The 19,003-nt window shown below is 33.4% G+C and carries 16 protein-coding genes and 1 rRNA gene; 11 read left to right on the top strand and 6 right to left on the bottom strand.

From position 1 onward, the window contains the following. Positions 1–200 precede the first annotated feature (200 nt). Positions 201–869 (top strand): glycosyltransferase family 32 protein, encoded by a 669-nt coding sequence (locus tag ACYSNV_RS03020; RefSeq protein WP_461761088.1) that lies wholly within the window; start codon positions 201–203, stop codon positions 867–869. Positions 870–943: 74 nt separating this feature from the next. Here the strand turns inward: ACYSNV_RS03020 and ACYSNV_RS03015 are convergent, their stop codons facing one another. Further along, positions 944–1,768: a siderophore-interacting protein gene (locus ACYSNV_RS03015; protein ID WP_461761087.1), complete on the bottom strand. Its 825-nt coding sequence runs from the start codon at positions 1,766–1,768 to the stop codon at positions 944–946. Between the two features lie 457 nt (positions 1,769–2,225). Between ACYSNV_RS03015 and udk the strand changes: the two genes are divergently transcribed. The 6 genes from udk to ACYSNV_RS02985 all read left to right on the top strand — a co-directional run bounded on the left by udk (position 2,226) and on the right by ACYSNV_RS02985 (position 8,810). Then, positions 2,226–2,834 carry a uridine kinase gene (udk, locus tag ACYSNV_RS03010; protein WP_461761086.1) on the top strand — a complete coding sequence of 203 codons (609 nt, stop codon included), beginning with the start codon at positions 2,226–2,228 and terminating at the stop codon, positions 2,832–2,834. Between the two features lie 18 nt (positions 2,835–2,852). Next, entirely contained in the window at positions 2,853–3,173 is a 321-nt protein-coding gene (locus ACYSNV_RS03005; RefSeq protein WP_461761085.1) for an FtsB family cell division protein, read from the top strand. A gap of 26 nt (positions 3,174–3,199) precedes the next feature. After that, entirely contained in the window at positions 3,200–4,570 is a 1,371-nt protein-coding gene (locus tag ACYSNV_RS03000; RefSeq protein ID WP_461761084.1) for a methylmalonyl-CoA mutase subunit beta, read from the top strand. Between the two features lie 3 nt (positions 4,571–4,573). Then, positions 4,574–6,697 carry a methylmalonyl-CoA mutase gene (gene scpA, locus ACYSNV_RS02995; protein ID WP_461761083.1) on the top strand — a complete coding sequence of 708 codons (2,124 nt, stop codon included), beginning with the start codon at positions 4,574–4,576 and terminating at the stop codon, positions 6,695–6,697. Between the two features lie 134 nt (positions 6,698–6,831). Further along, the gene (locus tag ACYSNV_RS02990; protein WP_461761082.1) at positions 6,832–8,088 is read left to right on the top strand and encodes a DEAD/DEAH box helicase; all 1,257 of its coding nucleotides are present in this window, start codon (positions 6,832–6,834) and stop codon (positions 8,086–8,088) included. A 59-nt stretch (positions 8,089–8,147) separates the two neighbouring features. Further along, positions 8,148–8,810 carry a SanA/YdcF family protein gene (locus ACYSNV_RS02985; protein WP_461761081.1) on the top strand — a complete coding sequence of 221 codons (663 nt, stop codon included), beginning with the start codon at positions 8,148–8,150 and terminating at the stop codon, positions 8,808–8,810. A 151-nt stretch (positions 8,811–8,961) separates the two neighbouring features. Here the strand turns inward: ACYSNV_RS02985 and feoB are convergent, their stop codons facing one another. The 3 genes from feoB to recR all read right to left on the bottom strand — a co-directional run bounded on the left by feoB (position 8,962) and on the right by recR (position 12,203). After that, entirely contained in the window at positions 8,962–11,145 is a 2,184-nt protein-coding gene (gene feoB / locus ACYSNV_RS02980; RefSeq protein WP_461761080.1) for a ferrous iron transport protein B, read from the bottom strand. Positions 11,146–11,176: 31 nt separating this feature from the next. Continuing rightward, positions 11,177–11,407, bottom strand: coding sequence for a FeoA family protein (locus ACYSNV_RS02975; protein WP_461761079.1), 231 nt, complete (start codon positions 11,405–11,407; stop codon positions 11,177–11,179). A 175-nt stretch (positions 11,408–11,582) separates the two neighbouring features. Then, positions 11,583–12,203 carry a recombination mediator RecR gene (recR, locus tag ACYSNV_RS02970; protein WP_461761078.1) on the bottom strand — a complete coding sequence of 207 codons (621 nt, stop codon included), beginning with the start codon at positions 12,201–12,203 and terminating at the stop codon, positions 11,583–11,585. 129 nt (positions 12,204–12,332) lie between these two features. Here recR and ACYSNV_RS02965 point away from each other — a divergent pair, with 129 nt between their 5' ends. Further along, positions 12,333–13,832 carry a sodium:solute symporter gene (locus tag ACYSNV_RS02965; protein WP_461761077.1) on the top strand — a complete coding sequence of 500 codons (1,500 nt, stop codon included), beginning with the start codon at positions 12,333–12,335 and terminating at the stop codon, positions 13,830–13,832. Here the strand turns inward: ACYSNV_RS02965 and ACYSNV_RS02960 are convergent. Further along, a complete protein-coding gene (locus ACYSNV_RS02960; protein ID WP_461761076.1) occupies positions 13,829–14,185 on the bottom strand; it encodes a CoA-binding protein in 357 nt (118 codons plus the stop codon). The genes ACYSNV_RS02965 and ACYSNV_RS02960 overlap by 4 nt on opposite strands. Before the next feature lie 166 nt (positions 14,186–14,351). Between ACYSNV_RS02960 and ACYSNV_RS02955 the strand changes: the two genes are divergently transcribed. From ACYSNV_RS02955 to ACYSNV_RS02945, 3 genes are all read left to right on the top strand, one after another. Beyond that, complete coding sequence (locus ACYSNV_RS02955; RefSeq protein WP_461761075.1) at positions 14,352–15,053, top strand: OmpW/AlkL family protein; 702 nt, start codon at positions 14,352–14,354, stop codon at positions 15,051–15,053. 115 nt (positions 15,054–15,168) lie between these two features. Beyond that, entirely contained in the window at positions 15,169–16,491 is a 1,323-nt protein-coding gene (locus tag ACYSNV_RS02950; protein WP_461761074.1) for an MATE family efflux transporter, read from the top strand. Positions 16,492–16,582: 91 nt separating this feature from the next. Further along, on the top strand, positions 16,583–18,565 hold the full coding sequence (locus tag ACYSNV_RS02945; protein ID WP_461761073.1) for a heavy metal translocating P-type ATPase: 1,983 nt from the start codon (positions 16,583–16,585) through the stop codon (positions 18,563–18,565). Positions 18,566–18,875: 310 nt separating this feature from the next. Here ACYSNV_RS02945 and rrf read toward each other — a convergent pair. Next, positions 18,876–18,985 (bottom strand): 5S ribosomal RNA (gene rrf, locus ACYSNV_RS02940). Positions 18,986–19,003 lie beyond the last annotated feature (18 nt).

Raw genomic sequence — 19,003 nt, 5'->3', positions numbered from 1 at the left:
GCCTTTGTTTTTTTTTATTTCGCAATCGGTCTAACCTTAAATAAGTTCTTTGTAGGGTATTATATTAGTTAATAAAAATCACTTTTGAAATAACAATTATACAATACAAGTGCGTAATAATAACATTTACTTAACACAAACATAACTTTAAGCTACATGATATGTAATTTTTATTTCTGATTTTTCACAAAAAAACAAATATGATCAATAAGCATATTCACTTGTGCTGGTTTGGTAAAAATCCATACCCTAAAATTATGCAAAACTGTTTAGATTCTTTACAGAAATTTGCACCCGATTATCAAATTACCATTTGGAATGAAGATAACTTTAATATAGAGTCATATCCTTTTGCTAAACAAGCATACAGTGTGGCTAAATATGCTTTTGTATCAGATGTATGTAGGTTACATGTTTTAAAACATCATGGGGGGATTTATCTGGATACAGACACCGAGATAGTACAGAATTTAGATATATTCTTAGAAAATGATTTTTTTATGGGCTTTGAGTCCGATAACTTACTTTCCACGGCAATTATAGCAAGTTGTAAAAACCATCCTACTTTGGATTTATTTTTAGATTACTACAACAACAAATCTTTTTTTAGAAAGCATCTTTTTAAAAAATATTCGATTACTCCAAATACAATTATCATCACAAATATTTTAAAAAAACAAGGTCTGTTATTAAACAACCAATATCAAAACCTACCCAATAAAGTAACTATTTACCCAAAAAACTACTTTAGTCCAATTGATTATAAAACCAAAGTAAGTGTAGCCGATAAACAAACCTATGTTTATCATTACTTTAGCGAGTCTTGGAAACAAAACCTTCGCCCGACTGTATACAAAATTGAAAAATAATCAAAAAAAAACAGGATGCAAATTCAAGTTAGTTTCCTTGTATGCATCCAGTTTGTATCAAATAGGCTAAAAAACTAATCAGCACTGTCTTTTTCTTGTCTACGATCCGCTAAAGAATCCGTTTCGGCATTACCATATTTCCAATAAGAATAAGCATACAAATCCTGTGCACTCCATTGCTTTTGTTTGCGTAAATAAGTCCTTAATTCTTTTATGCTTTGCATTTCGCTGGCCAAATAACCAAACTTGGTTTGTTCCCCCCAAGGTTGTTGGTCCACTATTTCTTTGACTTTATCTGCTAATTGAGAATTTCTACCTGGGGTAGGATTTATAAGCCAAGTAATTTGAGCCTTACAACTATATGTTAAATCTTGAACATCCTGATAACTCTCCACCTCTATTATAACCTGGGCAGTTTTACTGGAATCCAAAGACTCTAAAATAGCCCCTAACACAGGAATAGCTGTTGCATCCCCAGCAAGTAAGTACCAATCTACATCGGGGTATAATTCCTTGGGTAAAACTCCCATAGCAACACCTAGTTCCGCTCCAATAGGTGCGTTAATAGCAAAATCCGATGCAGGTGAATCTTGACCATGAGCCACAAAATCTATCCATATTAGATTATTTTGTAAATCAATTCCTCGATGGGTATAAGTCCTCATTATCGGGGTAAGATGTTTTTCAACCTCGATTGGTTGATTACTTTTAGGATCTATAGTTGGAAAATGTACTTGATCAACCCCCTTAGGTGCAATAAAAATCTTATTGTTTACCCCTACAGTGGTATTAACGTAATCACTGGTTTGTGGATGAGTCAAGGTTAAACGAATATAATGTGGAGTTATGTATTGTCTTTTAACAAGAGTAAAAACTTTTCTTTTTACGTTTGGCTTCATATAAATTAAATTAATATTATTTCCTACTATTTAATTAGGAATACAAATATACTTAATTATAGTTATTTAGACTTATTATAAACAACAAAAAGTTAGCATTTAACAATTTAACCAAATTCTATCTTTAGTAAAGCACAACTTTACTACTTCAAACCAGCATTTGATTTGATTTTTTTTTAATCCTTATAAACAATCCTAAAAAATATGCTCTAACTTTACTTTTTTGCTTGTCAAAAGATTAAGAATCAAACTACAGAGAATTAAAAAATCGTTAAAAATATAACCACCAAAAACGCAAATTAACTTGTTTTATTAAAATAGATTCACAAGCTTTGTAGTTATAAGCCATGCGATAAGTTTAAAAAAAATTCCTTTATCAAGCTTATAGAGTTTTTTAAGAAAAAAATAGGTATACCTGCTTGATTAATCTCTATTTTTGCTAAAAATAAATTACAATATGCTAATTATCGGAATCGCAGGAGGAACCGGGAGTGGAAAGACAACCGTAGTTCACCAAATAATGACAGAATTACCAGAGACAGAGGTTGGAATTATTTCACAAGACTCTTACTATAAAGCTACAGACAACTTAACTTTAGAGGAAAGACAACTTATTAATTTTGACCACCCTAGATCTATTGATTTTGATCTTTTAGTCCAGCATTTAGAAGAGTTAAAAAAAGGAAACAGTGTAAATCAACCTGTGTATTCGTTTGTTAAACACAATCGTACTGATGATTACATTTTAACGCATCCTAGAAAAGTAATGATTGTCGAGGGAATCTTAATTCTTACAAATCCTCAATTAAGAGAAATGTGTGATATAAAAATATTTGTACACGCCGACTCAGATGAGCGTTTAATCCGTAGATTAAAAAGAGATATTGCTGAGAGAGGCAGAGACATGACAGAGGTTTTAGACCGCTATCAAAATACTTTAAAACCAATGCACGACCAATTCATTGAGCCCTCAAAAGCTTATGCAGATATTATCATACCTAATGATACCTATAATACAGTAGCAATAGATATTGTACGTACGGTAATTAGCGAAAAAATAGGTTAACATAACTCACTTAGACAAATGCAAAGTAAAGGTTTTTGGAATAATTTACATTTTTTAAAAAGCAAGTGGAACCTCCTATTGGTTGTTTCGTTTTTAGTATTCCTATCCTGGATTTTGTTCTTTGATACTTATTCTTACCTAGAACATCGTAATATTGATAAAGAAATCGATAAATTACAAGATCAAAAAGAGTATTTTCAAGGAGAAATAGAAAGAGACAAAAAAGCTATTAAAGGATTAAAGAGTGGAGATGCAACAGAAAAATACGCTCGAGAAAAATATTATATGAAAAGAGATAACGAAGATATATTTATAATAGAATTTGATTCGTTACCTTAAAACAATAAACCATCAACCAAAAAACTATGAATAATCAACTTTTTGAAGATTTTGCCAAAGTATCTTCAAAGGAGTGGAAAAATCTAATTCAATTTGATTTAAAAGGAGCTGATTATAACCAAACACTACTATGGGAATCCCTAGAAGGAATAAAGGTTCGTCCTTTTTATCAAGGTGATATAGATAACAACCCACTTGCTATTAAAACAAAAACAACCGAGTTTAGTATTCTACAAAGAATCTATGTTTTTGATGTGCAAAAAAGCATCGAAAAAACTCTTGATGTTTTAAAAAAAGGAGCAGAATCAATTTATTTTACAATTGATAATCTAGAGCTAAACGCCAAAGAACTTTTAGCTAAATTGCCAAAGCAAATCACCTATTTCTTTACATTTACCTTTTTAGATCAAGGCTACTTACAAGATTTAGCTACCTGGGCTAAAGACAATGATTTTAAGGTTAACCTTTTGGTTTGCCCAATTGATCAACTAGAAAATCAAGGAAACTGGTTCGTTAATTTGGATTCCGATTTTGCTAGGGTAAAAACCTTATTGGAAAACAATTCAAATATCCACATTGGCATTGACACAGGTATTTATCAAAACGCAGGGGCTAATATGGTTCAGCAAATTGCCTATACACTTGCAAAGGTTAGTGAGTATTTAAATAGAATTCCATCCTCTAACAATACCATTTATATCCAAAACTCTACTGGTTCGAATTACTTCTTTGAAATTGCAAAGCTTAGAGCCTTAAGGCTAGTATTAGATTTAGTTATTCAAGCCTTTAATACTCAGATTAATTATAAAATAATCTCTTTGCCAAGTAAACGCAACAAAACTCTTTACGATTATAATGTAAATATGTTGCGAACCACAACCGAGAGTATGAGTGCTATTTTGGGAGGAGCCGATTTTGTAAGTAATTTACCCTATGATGCTATTTATCATAAAGAAAATGAATTTTCAGATCGAATTGCAAGAAATCAACTTCTAATCCTAAAGCAAGAAAGCTACTTCAATGCGGTTAATAATCCTACCGAAGGAGCTTATTATATTGAATACCTAACTATACAATTAGCGGAAAAAGCCTTAGAGGTTTTCAAACTTATTGAAAAAGCAGACGGTTTAATTACCCAATTAATTCAAGGTGTAATTCAACGAAAAATCTCGCAAAGTGCTCAAAAAGAACAAGACTTATTTGATCAAGGAAAAGAGGTTTTATTAGGTAGCAATAAATATCCTAATGCTCAAGATCATATGAGTGATGACTTGGAATTATATCCTTTTATTAAACATAATCCTAGAAAAACTCTAATTATTCCAATTCTAGCAAAACGACTAGCTCAGGAATATGAAAAACAAAGGTTAGAAAAGGAAAAACTAAATAATGACTAGGAAATGAAAAGAAAAGACCTACAACAATTAAAAATCGATTCTTCCACTCTTAGTTCAAAATCTCAAGATTCCGATTTTACTACTGCAGAAGGAATAAATATAAAAAAAACATATTCTCAACAAGATTTAGATTCGATTGAGCATATTGGTTTTGCGGCAGGATTTGCGCCAAACTTAAGAGGCCCTTACTCCACTATGTATGTTAGACGTCCTTGGACAATACGTCAATACGCAGGTTTCTCTACAGCACAGGAAAGTAACGCTTTTTACAGAAGAAACCTTGCAGCCGGACAAAAAGGACTATCGGTTGCTTTTGATCTTGCCACTCACCGCGGATATGACTCGGATCACCCCAGAGTAGTTGGTGATGTAGGAAAGGCTGGAGTAGCTATTGATAGTGTAGAGGATATGAAGGTTTTATTTAACCAAATTCCTTTGGGAGAAATGTCGGTATCTATGACAATGAACGGAGCCGTTTTACCTATTATGGCTTTTTACATTGTAGCTGCTATGGAACAAGGCGTAGACTTAAAAGACCTCTCGGGTACAATTCAAAATGATATTTTAAAGGAGTTTATGGTTAGAAACACTTATATCTATCCACCTACTCCTTCTATGAAAATAATAGCTGATATATTTGAATATACCAGTAAAAAAATGCCCAAATTTAACTCTATCTCCATTAGTGGTTACCATATGCAAGAAGCAGGTGCTACAGCGGACATCGAATTAGCCTACACCCTTGCAGATGGTCTAGAATATATTAGAACCGGACTAAATGCAGGAATGCAAATTGATGACTTTGCTCCAAGATTATCCTTTTTCTGGGCCATTGGAATGAATCACTTTATGGAAATAGCAAAAATGAGAGCAGCCAGAATGCTCTGGGCCAAACTAATTAAAGAGTTTAATCCAAAAAGTGAAAAATCTCTTGCTTTACGTACCCATTGTCAAACATCGGGTTGGAGTCTTACCGAGCAAGATCCTTTTAATAACGTAGCTAGAACAGCTATTGAAGCTGCTGCTGCTGCCTTTGGTGGGACACAGTCCTTACACACCAATGCCTTAGATGAAGCTATTGCTTTACCAACTGATTTCTCGGCACGTATTGCTAGAAATACACAAATTTTCTTACAAGAAGAAACTAAAATTTGTAAAACTGTAGATCCATGGGCAGGAAGCTATTATGTGGAATCCTTAACCCAAGATATCGCAGATAAAGCATGGAAGTTAATTCAAGAAGTGGAATCTCTTGGAGGAATGACCAAAGCAATTGAAACTGGTATACCAAAGTTACGCATCGAGGAAGCCGCCGCTAGAAAGCAAGCCCGTATTGATAGTGGACAAGATATAATTGTAGGGGTTAATAAATATCGATTAGAAAAAGAAGATCCTCTTCATATTCTAGAGGTAGATAATCAAACCGTTAGAAAACAACAAATCGACTCCCTACAAAACATTAAAGCCAATCGAGATAATAAACAAGTAGCTCTTGATCTACAAGCATTAACCAATTGTGCAAAAACCGGAAAAGGTAATTTACTAGAACTAGCGGTACAAGCTGCCAAAAACAGAGCAACTTTAGGTGAAATCAGTGATGCTTTAGAAAGCGTTTTTGGTAGATTTAAAGCACAAATTCAATCTATTAGTGGAGTGTATAGTAAGGAAATCAAAAATGACCCGAGCTTTGAGAAAGCGCGAGCTCTTGCAAATGAATTTGCTGAAAAAGAAGGTAGAAGACCTCGTATAATGATTGCAAAAATGGGACAAGACGGGCATGATCGTGGTGCTAAGGTTGTAGCCACTGGTTATGCAGATGTTGGCTTTGATGTTGACATAGGTCCGTTGTTTCAAACCCCGGCCGAAGCAGCTAAACAAGCCGTCGAGAATGATGTGCATGCCCTAGGAGTTTCTTCCCTAGCAGCTGGTCATAAGACTCTGGTGCCTCAAGTTATTGAAGAATTAAAAAAATACGGAAGAGAAGACATCATGGTAATTGTTGGTGGAGTTATTCCAGCCCAAGATTATCAATTCTTATTTGACGCTGGAGCATTGGCGGTTTTTGGACCAGGAACCAAAATTAGCGAAGCTGCAAGTTTGATGTTAGAAATATTACTGGATAAATAAATATTAATTTATAAGCATGCCCAAAAAACAGATCTTTTTTGGGCATGTCTGTTTTTGTTTATTACCTAAAGATTATAAATCAGCTTCAAGTAATTCTATGAAAAGCCATACCTTTGTATAAAATGCATATCATTATGGGATTTGAAGACTTACAATTAAACCAGAGTATTTTAAAAGCAATTCACGATCTAGGCTATAGTCAACCAACTGCTATACAACAAAAGGCTATACCTGTAATCTTACAGGAAAAAGATATAATAGCTTGTGCGCAAACCGGTACAGGAAAAACAGCTGCCTTTACCATGCCTATTATCCATTACCTACATCGTTTAGGTAATACTAAAAGAACGAAGAAAGCTAAAGTTTTAATTGTAACTCCAACAAGAGAACTATCCCAACAAATAGCAGATAACTTCCAGGATTATGCAAAATATACCAATATTACTCACTTAACCATATATGGGGGAGTTTCTTTGGAGCCTCAAATTCAACAATTAAATAAAGGAGCTGATGTAATTATTGGAACTCCAGGACGGATACTTGATCTACATAAACAAAAGCATTTAGACTTAGATCATCTTCATTTTTTAGTTCTAGATGAAGCGGATTTAATGCTGGATATGGGATTTTTGGAAGATATCAAAAAAATAATCTCCTTTACTCCTGATAACAAACAAACTTTACTATTCTCCGCCACAATGCCTATTTCAGTTAGAGAGTTGGCTCATAATTTTTTAAAAGACCCTCAGTATATCGCTGTAGACCCAATTTCTTCTACCGCAAAAACGGTTAAACAACAAGTTTATTTTGTGGAAAAAAGCGATAAGAAAAAACTCCTTGTTCATATAATAAAAAGTCAAGATCTCTCAGATGTCCTTGTTTTTACAAGAACTAAAGCCACAGCAGATCAACTAACCCTATACTTGAACAAACAATCCATAGAGGCGGTTTGTTTTCATGGAGATAAATCTCAAAATCTAAGACAACAAGCCTTAGATGAATTTAAAAGTAAAAAGACAAAAGTATTAATTGCCACTGATGTTGCCGCAAGAGGTATTGATATTGATTCTCTTCCCGTTGTAATTAATTATGATCTTCCCAATGTTCCAGAAACATTTGTACATAGAATTGGCCGTACAGGTAGAGCCAATCAACAAGGATTAGCAATATCTTTTTGTGACAAGACAGAGAAAAAATATTGGCAGGAGATTGTTAAGTTTACCCGTAGCCAACCCAAACAAATTTTAAATCATCCTTACCCTTGGCAAGAAGATAAAAATAAATCGCAAAAAAAGACTACTTCTAAAACAATAGATAAAAAACAATCTGAAACCTCTGGTAAATCTAGAAAGTCAGCTAATGCAAAAAAAAATAAAAAACGTTGGTATTAAATCCGTAATCAAGTCTACAAAAGATTTTAATAGTTATAAAATTAATACCGTAATAAAACATGTCTTTAACTAAACATACCAAAAAAAGAATATTTCAAACTTTGCGTTTTACCATTTCTTTTGGAGCATTGATATTTTTAATAATATGGTTAGCTAATTTTCGCGTAGTTTCCAATTCATTTGACTTTATATATAGTGATTTGGAAAAAATCCCTTATAATAAAACAGGACTTGTTTTGGGTACCTCGAAAACTTTACAAAACGGAATGGATAACCCATATTTTACAAAACGAATCCAGGCTGCAAGTGAGCTGTATCACAGCGCAAAAATCACCTATATAATTGTAAGTGGAGATAACCGATTTAAAAACTATAATGAGCCATTGGATATGAAACAAGCTTTAATGGATAATGGAGTTGCTGCCCAGCATATTTATTTGGATTATGCAGGATTAAGAACTTTAGATTCTGTTTATCGCGCCAAGGCAATTTTTGGACAAAGTTCCATTACCATTATATCCCAGGAATTTCATAATCAAAGAGCCATCTATATTGCAAACTACCTAGGTATTAATGCCATAGGATATAACGCCAAAGATGTTAATAGTAGATTTGGTTACAAAACAATGTTACGGGAAAAATTAGCTCGAGTAAAAGTGATAATAGATCAACTATTTAATAAAAAACCCAAACATTTAGGTAATCCCGTGGCTATACCTTAGACCAATAAGTTTTAGAAAATTAGCTTAATTATATTTATAATACAGTTAAGCTAATTTTTTAATGCTTTAATAAATTCTCCCTTTTAAAAGCCTTTTATAAAAATTTACTTTGGTTAAGAAAACAATTTAAATCCTTGTTTGTAAAATAAGTTTAACCTACAAAAAAATTATATATCTGCGTGGTTAACAAACAAACCAGTATTCCAAAAACAATAGGCAATACCGTTGCTACAAAAGTCCATTTAAAACTATTTGTTTCTTTATAAATAGTATATATGGTGGTACTACACGGATTGTGGAGTAAACTAAAAAGCATCAGGTTTATACCCGTTAGAGTTGTCCAACCGGCTTGTAAAAGAATATCGGCAATTTGTGAATCTCCCAACTCAAAAAGCACCCCGGCTCCTTGTCCAATAGTTGGGTCTTTAAGTACCATGGCTGTTAACATTAAAATAGTTGGAATAACAATTTCATTGGCTGGAATAGCAATAATATAAGCCAATAGAATAACGCCATTTAAACCAATTAATACCGCTACAGGATTTAAACCATCAATTATTAATAAAGCCAGGTTCTCTTGCGAAACACTTATATTGGAAACCAACCAAATTAACGCACCTGCAGGAGCCGCAAAAACCACTGCTCTACCCAGTACAATTAAAGTACGATCAATTAACGAGGTGTATAACGTTTGAAAGAATTGAGGTGGACGATAAGGTGGTAATTCTAAAGTAAAAAAAGAAGACTCTCCCTTTAAAAGTGTTTTTGAAAGTAACCACGAACTAAAGAAAGTAAATCCTATACCTAAAACTACAATGAAAACTACTGCTAAAGTAGATATAAAACCAGCCATGTAAGTTGGTACTAATGCACCAACGAAAATCGTTGCTATTAATATTTGAGTTGGCCACCTACCATTACACAATGAAAAGTTATTTGTTATAATCGCTATTAGCTTTTCTCTTGGAGAATTAATAATTCTAGTGGAAACAACACCTGCCGCATTACACCCAAACCCCATGCTCATTGTTAGGGCCTGTTTACCATGGGCTCCTGCCGCTTTAAAGACCCGATCCAAATTAAAGGCTACCCTTGGCAAATAACCAAAGTCCTCTAATAGAGTAAACAATGGAAAAAATATAGCCATCGGAGGCAGCATAACGGCAATCACCCAAGCAGTAGCCAAGTAAACACCATCGATTAAAAATCCACTTAACCACCAAGGCATATGTATATAAAGTGCTCCTTGTTTCAATAAGGGATAAACCTGATCTAACAATAAATAGGAAAGCGCACTAGAGGGGTAATTCGATCCAATGATAGTAAGCCAAAGAATTGCTCCTAAAAGTAATAACATTATTGGAAACCCAAATGTTTTACTTGTGACAATATTATCTATAGCACGATCTATTTTAAAAGCACGTGGATTGTTCTTACTATCCACACGATTCTTCACAATTTTTGAAACATAATCAAATATTCCTTGCGCGAGATCTCTAGCATAATTTTTACCTAACTCCAGACTTACCTGCTCTGCATTAAGTAAAATAGGTTCTAAATTCTCTTGCTTAATATTAGGGGATAACTTACCGGTTAAAAGCGCATTTTCTATACTACTATCTTTTTGTACCAAACGCATCGCTATCCAGCTTGCATTGGGTAATTGTGGATCAATACTGAGTAAAGATTTAGATATTCCTTGAATTAATAACCTAGAGCTCGCTGTTAAATTTTTCACTGCAGTACTCTTGGGGCTATTATCTTGTTGATGAGCTACCTTAGAGATGGCCATTAACAATTCAGGAATTCCCTTTTTACTTCTTGCCGAGGTTGCCACAACCGGAACACCTAAATCTTTACTTAAACCACGCAAATCTATGGTAATACCATGTCGTTGTGCCTCGTCCATTAAATTAACACATATAACAACTCTAGAGGTAATATCCATTATTTGTACCGCTAAAGATAAGTGTCTTTCTAATCTACCAGCATCCACCACTACTACTGTTACATCAGGCTGGTCAAATAAAATAAAATCACGAGCAACCTGTTCATCTTCAGAGGTTGATAACAGTGAATAAGTTCCAGGCAAGTCTACAATAGTATATAAATCCTCAGAGTATTTAAAACTTCCACTTTGACTTGTAACAGTCTTTCCAGGCCAATTTCCCGTATGTTGCTTTAAACCGGTTAAGGCATTAAACACCGTACTTTTCCCCGTATTAGGATTCCCTGCTAAGGCAATAACAAAGTCTTGTTTTAAATTACTAACTCCTAGCTTTTGTAAACTTGAACTAGTATTTAAATCACATATGTCACAGGCTGATTTAGCCATACTTTTTTCTTTTTTAATTAGTAAAACTTAATTAGCTTATTTGAATGTATATTTTCTTTGCATCCTGATTTCGTATAGAAATAATAGTGTTGTATATACGATAAGCTATTGGATCACCTAAAGGAGAAATATTATGAATTGTAATTTCTGCTCCCTTAACAAATCCTAAATCCAAGAATCTTTGAAAGGACTCTTGTGAGCAATCCTGGTCAATACCCACTACCTGAGCAACCTGATCTTTCTTTAATTCTAATAAATTCATTACACTATTGTTTAGATATACAAAATTACAAAATTAGACTCGTCTAACAATAAATTTAGTGTAAAATATTTACTAATTATTAATACAAATAAATACCTGTAAATTAGATACATAAAAAAAGACTCATAATTTTTTTTATGAGTCTTTTTTATTTTCTATTATTATCTATTATCTCTTAAAGAGTTTTAAAGGCTGATTCAAACGGTACACGATGAATTAAACTACGTCCAAGGGTTACTTCGTCGGCATACTGTAACTCATCACCCACTGAAATTCCTCTTGCAATAGTACTGGTTATTATCGTGAAGTCTTTTATTTGTTTATAAATATAAAAATTGGTAGTATCTCCTTCCATGGTGGAGCTTAAAGCAAAAATAATCTCTTTGACTTGGTTGTTCCTTACCTTATCAATTAAACTAGTTATCTTTAATTGACTAGGACCAATACCATCAATAGGGGATATTTTACCGCCTAAAACATGATAAATCCCTTTGTAACTCTGGGTATTTTCTAATGCCATAACATCCCTTACATCTTCAACCACACAAATTGTAGCGTGGTCACGAGATGGATTGGCACATATATCACATAGGTGGGTATCGGAAATATTATGACAACTGTTACAAAAAACAAGATCCGTGCGCATTTTAATTAGACTCTGGGCTAAGGACAAAGATTGACTCTCAGGTTGTTTTAATAAATGTAACATTAAACGCAGAGCTGTTCGCTTTCCTATACCAGGAAGCAAAGCCATTTCATCTACCGCTTTTTCTAATAATTTTGAAGGAAATTCCATGGCGCAAATATACAAAAAAAGAGCCTTTGTAAAAATGACTCTTAAAGACAATAAGAAATTATATACAAGTATTTTTCACACAAATAAAAATTACCCTACATTTGAGAAACAATATCTTAACCCGTCATTATGAGTCCGATCACCATATTAACTATGATTGTAATTTACTTTGGAATTTTAATACTCATTTCTTTTTATGTAAGTAAAAATAACAGTAGTAATCAAGCATTCTTCATAGCCAATAAAGACTCAAAGTGGTACTTAGTTGCCTTTGGTATGATAGGTACCGCCTTATCAGGAGTAACCTTTATTTCAGTACCTGGAGAAGTTGGCTCTGCAAATGGCGAACAATTCAAATACTTCCAATTTATTTTGGGTAATGCCGTTGGATTTTTAATTGTAGCCAAAGTATTACTCCCCTTATATTATAAATATAACTTAATTTCCATCTACACCTTTATCCAAGATAAACTCGGTTTTTATAGCTATAAAAGCGCTTCCATGATTTTTCTAATCAGTAGGACTATTGGATCTGCTTTTCGATTATATTTAGTGGTAATAGTACTACAGAAATTCGTTTTTGATCACTTTCATGTTCCCTTTTTTATAACTGTACTAATTGCACTTTTATTAATCTATGCCTATACCTACAAAGGAGGATTAAAAACTATTATTATCACCGATACCCTACAAACTTTCTTTTTAGTGACTTCCGTTATATTTACTATCTATTTTATTTGTAAAGAACTTGATTACAATATAATAGAAGCCTTTCAAAGTGTAAAACAAAGTAGTTATTCTAAAATATTCTTCTGGGAGGATTTCTTTGGCAACAGATTTCATTTCTATAAACAGTTCTTAGGAGGAATATTTGTAACTATTGCTATGGTTGGTTTAGACCAAGATTTAATGCAAAAAAATCTAAGTTGTCCCAATATCAAAGAAGCACAAAAAAACATGTACAGTTTTACTGGAATCTTTGTAATTGTTAACTTGTTATTTTTAAGCGTTGGTGCACTATTGTATATTTATGCAAGTAAAAACCATATTGCCTTGCCACTAGATTCACAAACAGGGCAAGTTAGAACCGATTTACTGTTTCCTGTTATCGCCTTTGAGCATTTTACATTGATTCCTGCTTTGATCTTCTTACTGGGTTTAACAGCTGCTACTTTTGCTACCACAGACTCAGCTCTAACGGCCTTAACAACCTCTTTTTGCATAGATTTTTTGCAAATGGAAAAAAAACAAGCAAGTAAAAAATTAGAAAATCATCGAAAATTTGTACACCTAGGATTCTCATTATTAATGTTTTTGGTGATTGTCATTTTTGATCAAATAAATAATGCCTCAATTGTAAGTGCAATATTTAAAATAGCCTCTTATACTTATGGCCCATTATTAGGATTATTTATTTATGCTATTTGCTTTAAACAAAGAACTATAAAAGATAAGCTAGTACCCTTTATTTGCTTGGTAACCCCAATTTTGACTTGGTGGATTGCCTCAAACTCCACTTGGCTGTTTTATGGTTATGTCTTTGATGTGGAACTTATAATTGTAAATGCACTTATCACCCTTTGTCTGTTACTACTTATTAGCAAGAAAAATACTTCACTTAATTCCTAGAATTGCCCTGTACGAAGTAATACCAAAGTACAGGCTATTTCATAATGTATTTTGTTTTCTTGCAAAATTTCATAAAACTCAGGGTTTTCAGTTCCCGGATTAAAAATCACCCTTCTAGGATGTAAAGAAACAATATACGCATAGAAATCTTCTTGCCTTTTAGCATTTATATACAAACTCACCGTATCCACGTTCTTGTATTGCTTTAATTCAGTGTCAATATCAACAGAACAAATCTGACCCGGTTTTAAACCATAGCCGTAAACCTGATAATCCATTTGCTTTAATAAACAAATGGCTTGATTTGAATAACGCTCAGGCTTTAAAGAGGCTCCAATAACTAAAACTTTCATAAACTCTTCTTTTATAATAATACTTAAATATACTAGTTTTAAAATATTATTCCAAAAACTACTAAATTCTTATAACTTTTAGGTATATTATAATAATTATTCGTTAATTATTGCTAATACAACTATATATAACGTACTTTTATGTTAAACATAAAACAAAGTTATCATGAAAAAAAATCTACTTTTCTTTTTTGCATTAACATTACTTTCTACAAGTTTTGTATTTGCCCAAGAGCCTGTTAAATCTAATAAACAAGATTATAAATGGCAGATGAGATTACGTGGAGTAGGAGTATTTCCACACAATAAAGGGACAGTTTCAACCATAGGAGGAGAAATTGATGTTGATAACAACTTTATTCCAGAACTAGATTTCACCTATTTCTTTACAGAAAATTTTGCTGCTGAGTTAATCCTAGGGGTATCAAGACACTCTGTACGAACACTAGGCTCAGATCTTACGGCAATTGAAGGACCTAGTTCTGCCAATGTAAACTTAGGTAGTAGTTTACTGTTACCGCCAACTTTAATGTTACAATACCACCATAAATTCGGAGATGTTTTTAAACCTTACGTTGGTGCAGGTGTAAATTATACCATGTTCTTAGATGTAAAAAACGGTGTTGCGGAAAAAATAAAATACCAGGATAAATTTGGTTGGGGCTTCCAATTAGGATTCGATATTGATTTAACCGATAAATTCTTTATCAACGTAGACTTTAAAAAGCTATTCTTGAAAACCGATGTTACTGTAGATGCCACAAATCTATTACCATCATCAGCCCCTGCTGGTAGTCAATTAGAAATCCCAGCTAAAGTAAAACTAGATCCTATGTTAATAGGATTAGGTATAGGAATGAGATTTTAAAATAAGAGAATTTAAAATATAATATTTTACAAAACCAGCTTAAAGCTCCGTGCTTATAAGCTGGTTTGTTTTATATACAATTTATACGACCTTTGCACTTGTTAAAAAAATATTCATGACAAGTTCAATTAGCTTTAAAGACATCAATAAATTAGCCATACCTGCAATTTTTGCAGGTATCTCTGAATCTATCCTTTCCTTAACCGATATTGCCATGGTAGGAAATTTAAAGCATAATTCAGTGGAAGCCTTGGCAGCTGTTGGCTTAGTTGGGTCTTTTTTATCAGCTATAATTTGGGTTGTTGCACAAACTAAAACTTCTATATCTGCTACGGTTTCCCAACATTTAGGTAGTGGTAGACTCTTTGCGGTTAAAACACTTATTCCTCAGGCAATTCTATTTAATTTTGCCCTTAGTGTTATACTATTTGTAACCACCACATGGTTTGTTCATGAAATATTTGTTGCCTATCAAGCAAGCGGTCTAATTTTACAATACGCAAAACAATACTATTTAATACGAGCTTGGGGATTTCCATTAACATTAATATCCTTTGCCATATTTGGCGTATTTAGAGGCTTACAAAATACTATTTGGGCCATGAAATGTAGCATAACCGGTGCTATAATAAATGTGGTTTTAGACTATCTATTAGTCTTTGGAATTCAAGACTATATCCAACCCTTGGGAGTTATGGGCGCAGCCTATGCTAGTGTATTTGCACAAGGGGTAATGCTGTGTATGGCAATGTACTATTATCTTAAGTATACACCATTTAGTTTAAAAATTAGAAAAAAAATCAACCCTTCTTTAAAGCCTTTAATTATAATGAGCTTTAACTTTATTATACGCACAGCCACTTTGAATATCACTTTATATATGGCTAGTAAATATGCAACAGGCTATGGTAAAGACTTTATAGCAGCACAAAGTATATTAATGAACATTTGGTTGTTTTTTTCCTTTTTTATAGACGGGTATGCAAGTGCGGGCAATGCACTTTCTGGGCGGCTACTGGGGGAGAAAAATTTTAAACTCATGTGGCAAATGATTAAAAAAATAAGTTTATACTCTGTAATTATTTCACTTATTTTAATTGCCATCTGCTTACTGCTGTACAATAAAATTGGCCTGATTTTTAACAGTGATCCCAATGTGAATAATATATTCACATCGGTTTTTTGGATTGTACTAATAATGCAACCTATAAATGCTTTAGCCTATATTTTTGACGGGGTTTACAAAGGTATGGGAGATGCAAAATTTCTAAGAAATAATCTACTTTTCGCTACCTTCCTTGGTTACATCCCTACTTTACTAATAGCAGACTACCTTGGTTTACAAATGTATGGAATTTGGTTAGCCTTTGCAGTTTGGATGTGTCTTCGAAGCTTTCCAGTTATCTATGTATTTAAAAAAAATTACGTAGATAGATAACATGCAACAGTATTGCAAAGATTCTCACTTAGTTTATTATATATAATTACTTCACTAACTTTGGTCATATAATATTAAAATTCAAAACATTATGTGCCAAGCAGATAATAACATTCATAAAAATCACGCAGCTGATGGTTCTAATCATAGCCATGATCATAGTCACGATACCATAGACTTCTCACAAGAGAAAACACACCAACTAACTTGGAGTGATTTTACCGTTGCCATTGTTTGTTTACTAATGGTAATAGCTGGCGGAGTCATGACCCACTTACAATTACCCTTCTTTAAAGGTTACTTGAGCTTGTCGTGGTATATTGTAGCCTATTTAATAGTAGGTTATGGAGTATTAAAAAATGCTTTTTATTCTATTTTGAAAGGAGAAATATTCAATGAATTCTTCTTAATGAGTATAGCTACCATAGGCGCCTTCTTTATTGAACAATATTCAGAAGGAGTAGCCGTAATGTTATTTTACTATGTAGGCGAACTTTTTCAAGAAGCTGCTGCTAATAGAGCCAAAAAAAGTATACAATCCTTACTTGATGTACGAGCAGATTTAACCACTGTAATCAGAGATAACAAAGCCATTACACTAGATCCCAAACAAGTTCAAATAGGAGAAATCATACGCATTAAACCGGGAGAAAAAGTAGCTCTTGATGGTATACTACTAACCCCTAGTGCTTCATTTAATACCTCTGCCTTAACAGGGGAAAGTAAACCCGATACCATTAAAGAAGGACAACAAGTATTAGCCGGGATGATAAATTTAAACACAGTTTGTGAGTTACAAGTAACTGCTAGTTATGAAAACACAAAACTGTCACAAATCCTATACATGATTCAAGATGCTACGGCTAAAAAGTCCAAAACACAACTATTCATTACACGATTTGCAAAAATTTATACACCTATAGTAGTTCTACTTGCCGTTTGTATAGTTCTTGTCCCTAAAATATTTGTAACTGATTATATCTTCAATGATTGGTTATATCGTGGATTAATCTTTTTGGTTATCTCCTGTCCATGTGCCTTAGTAATTTCCGTACCACTAGGATATTTTGGCGGAATTGGCTTGGCTTCAAGAAATGGTATTCTTTTTAAAGGTAGTAACTATCTAGATGTGATGACCGAAGTAGACACAGTGGTAATGGATAAGACAGGAACATTAACCAAAGGTGTTTTTAGTGTCCAAAAAATCCAAGCCTTGCACATCACTAATCAGGAACTACTAGCCTTGGCAGCCAGCATTGAGCAGCACTCTACGCATCCAATTGCAACAGCAATAACCAAATATGCCCAACAAAACACAGAATTAATTATTGCCCAAGCCAACCAAGTTGAAGAAATACCCGGATATGGTTTAAAGGCTATTATAAACAACAAACAAATTCTAGCAGGTAACTTAAAACTACTTAGTAAATACCAAATCTCTTATCCTAAAGAACTGGAGCAAATAGTAGAAACTACAGTTGTACTAGCAGCAGATCAAAACTATATAGGATTTATAACCATAGCTGATCAAATAAAGCCAGACGCTCCACAAGCTGTTGCAAAACTCAAAGCCATGGGTATACAAACTATCATGTTAAGTGGTGATAAATCCTCTATTGTACAAAAAGTTGCACAACAACTTGGCATAGATAAAGCATATGGAGACCTTTTACCTGATGATAAAGTAAAGCATGTAGAGAATTTAAAAAAGCTAGGAAAGAAAGTGGCCTTTACCGGGGATGGCATAAACGATGCCCCTGTTATTGCCATATCTGATGCTGGCATTGCAATGGGAGGTCTAGGAAGTGACGCCGCTATAGAAACTGCTGATATTGTAATTCAAAACGATCAACCAAGTAAAATAGCACTAAGCATTAAAATTGCCAGAAAAACACGAGCTATCGTTATTCAAAATATCACACTTGCCATTGGAGTAAAATTAATAGTACTGATCCTTGGGGCCTTTGGCCAAGCAAATCTTTGGGAAGCTATTTTTGCCGATGTAGGCGTATCAATAATAGCAATACTAAACTCTGTACGCATACAACATCTTCAAATAGATAAGCTTAAATAATTTACAGCTTACACTCGATCATCCTTATTAAAACCGGCTTATGTCGGTTTTTTTTGTTAATCAAAAGTATAACTAACAAAAATACCAATAGTACATCTATTAAAAAAAGTCCGTTACACTTCTAGAAATATCACATGGACAAAATAGAATAAAATAGTAAAACAATTATCTTAAACTTGAGTTTACAAATTACCAAAGCCCAAGTATAGAACTCTTTTGAATTACTAAAGTAGCAAGGGAATTAAAATAAACAGAAAAAGTTTAAGCCAAAAAAAAATCCCCAACATTTCTGTTGAGGATTCTTAAAAAAGAAGGGCGGTGTCATACTCTCCCACTGGTTAGCAGTACCATCTGCGCAAGCGGGCTTAACTTCTCTGTTCGAAATGGGAAGAGGTGAGCCCCGCTGCAATAACCACCCTAAATCGGTTGTCATCACTT

The sequence above is a fragment of the Myroides sp. LJL119 genome, from assembly GCF_054871605.1.
The sequence above is the reverse complement of the archived record's forward strand: the minus strand, read 5'-3'. Positions and strand labels throughout refer to the sequence as shown.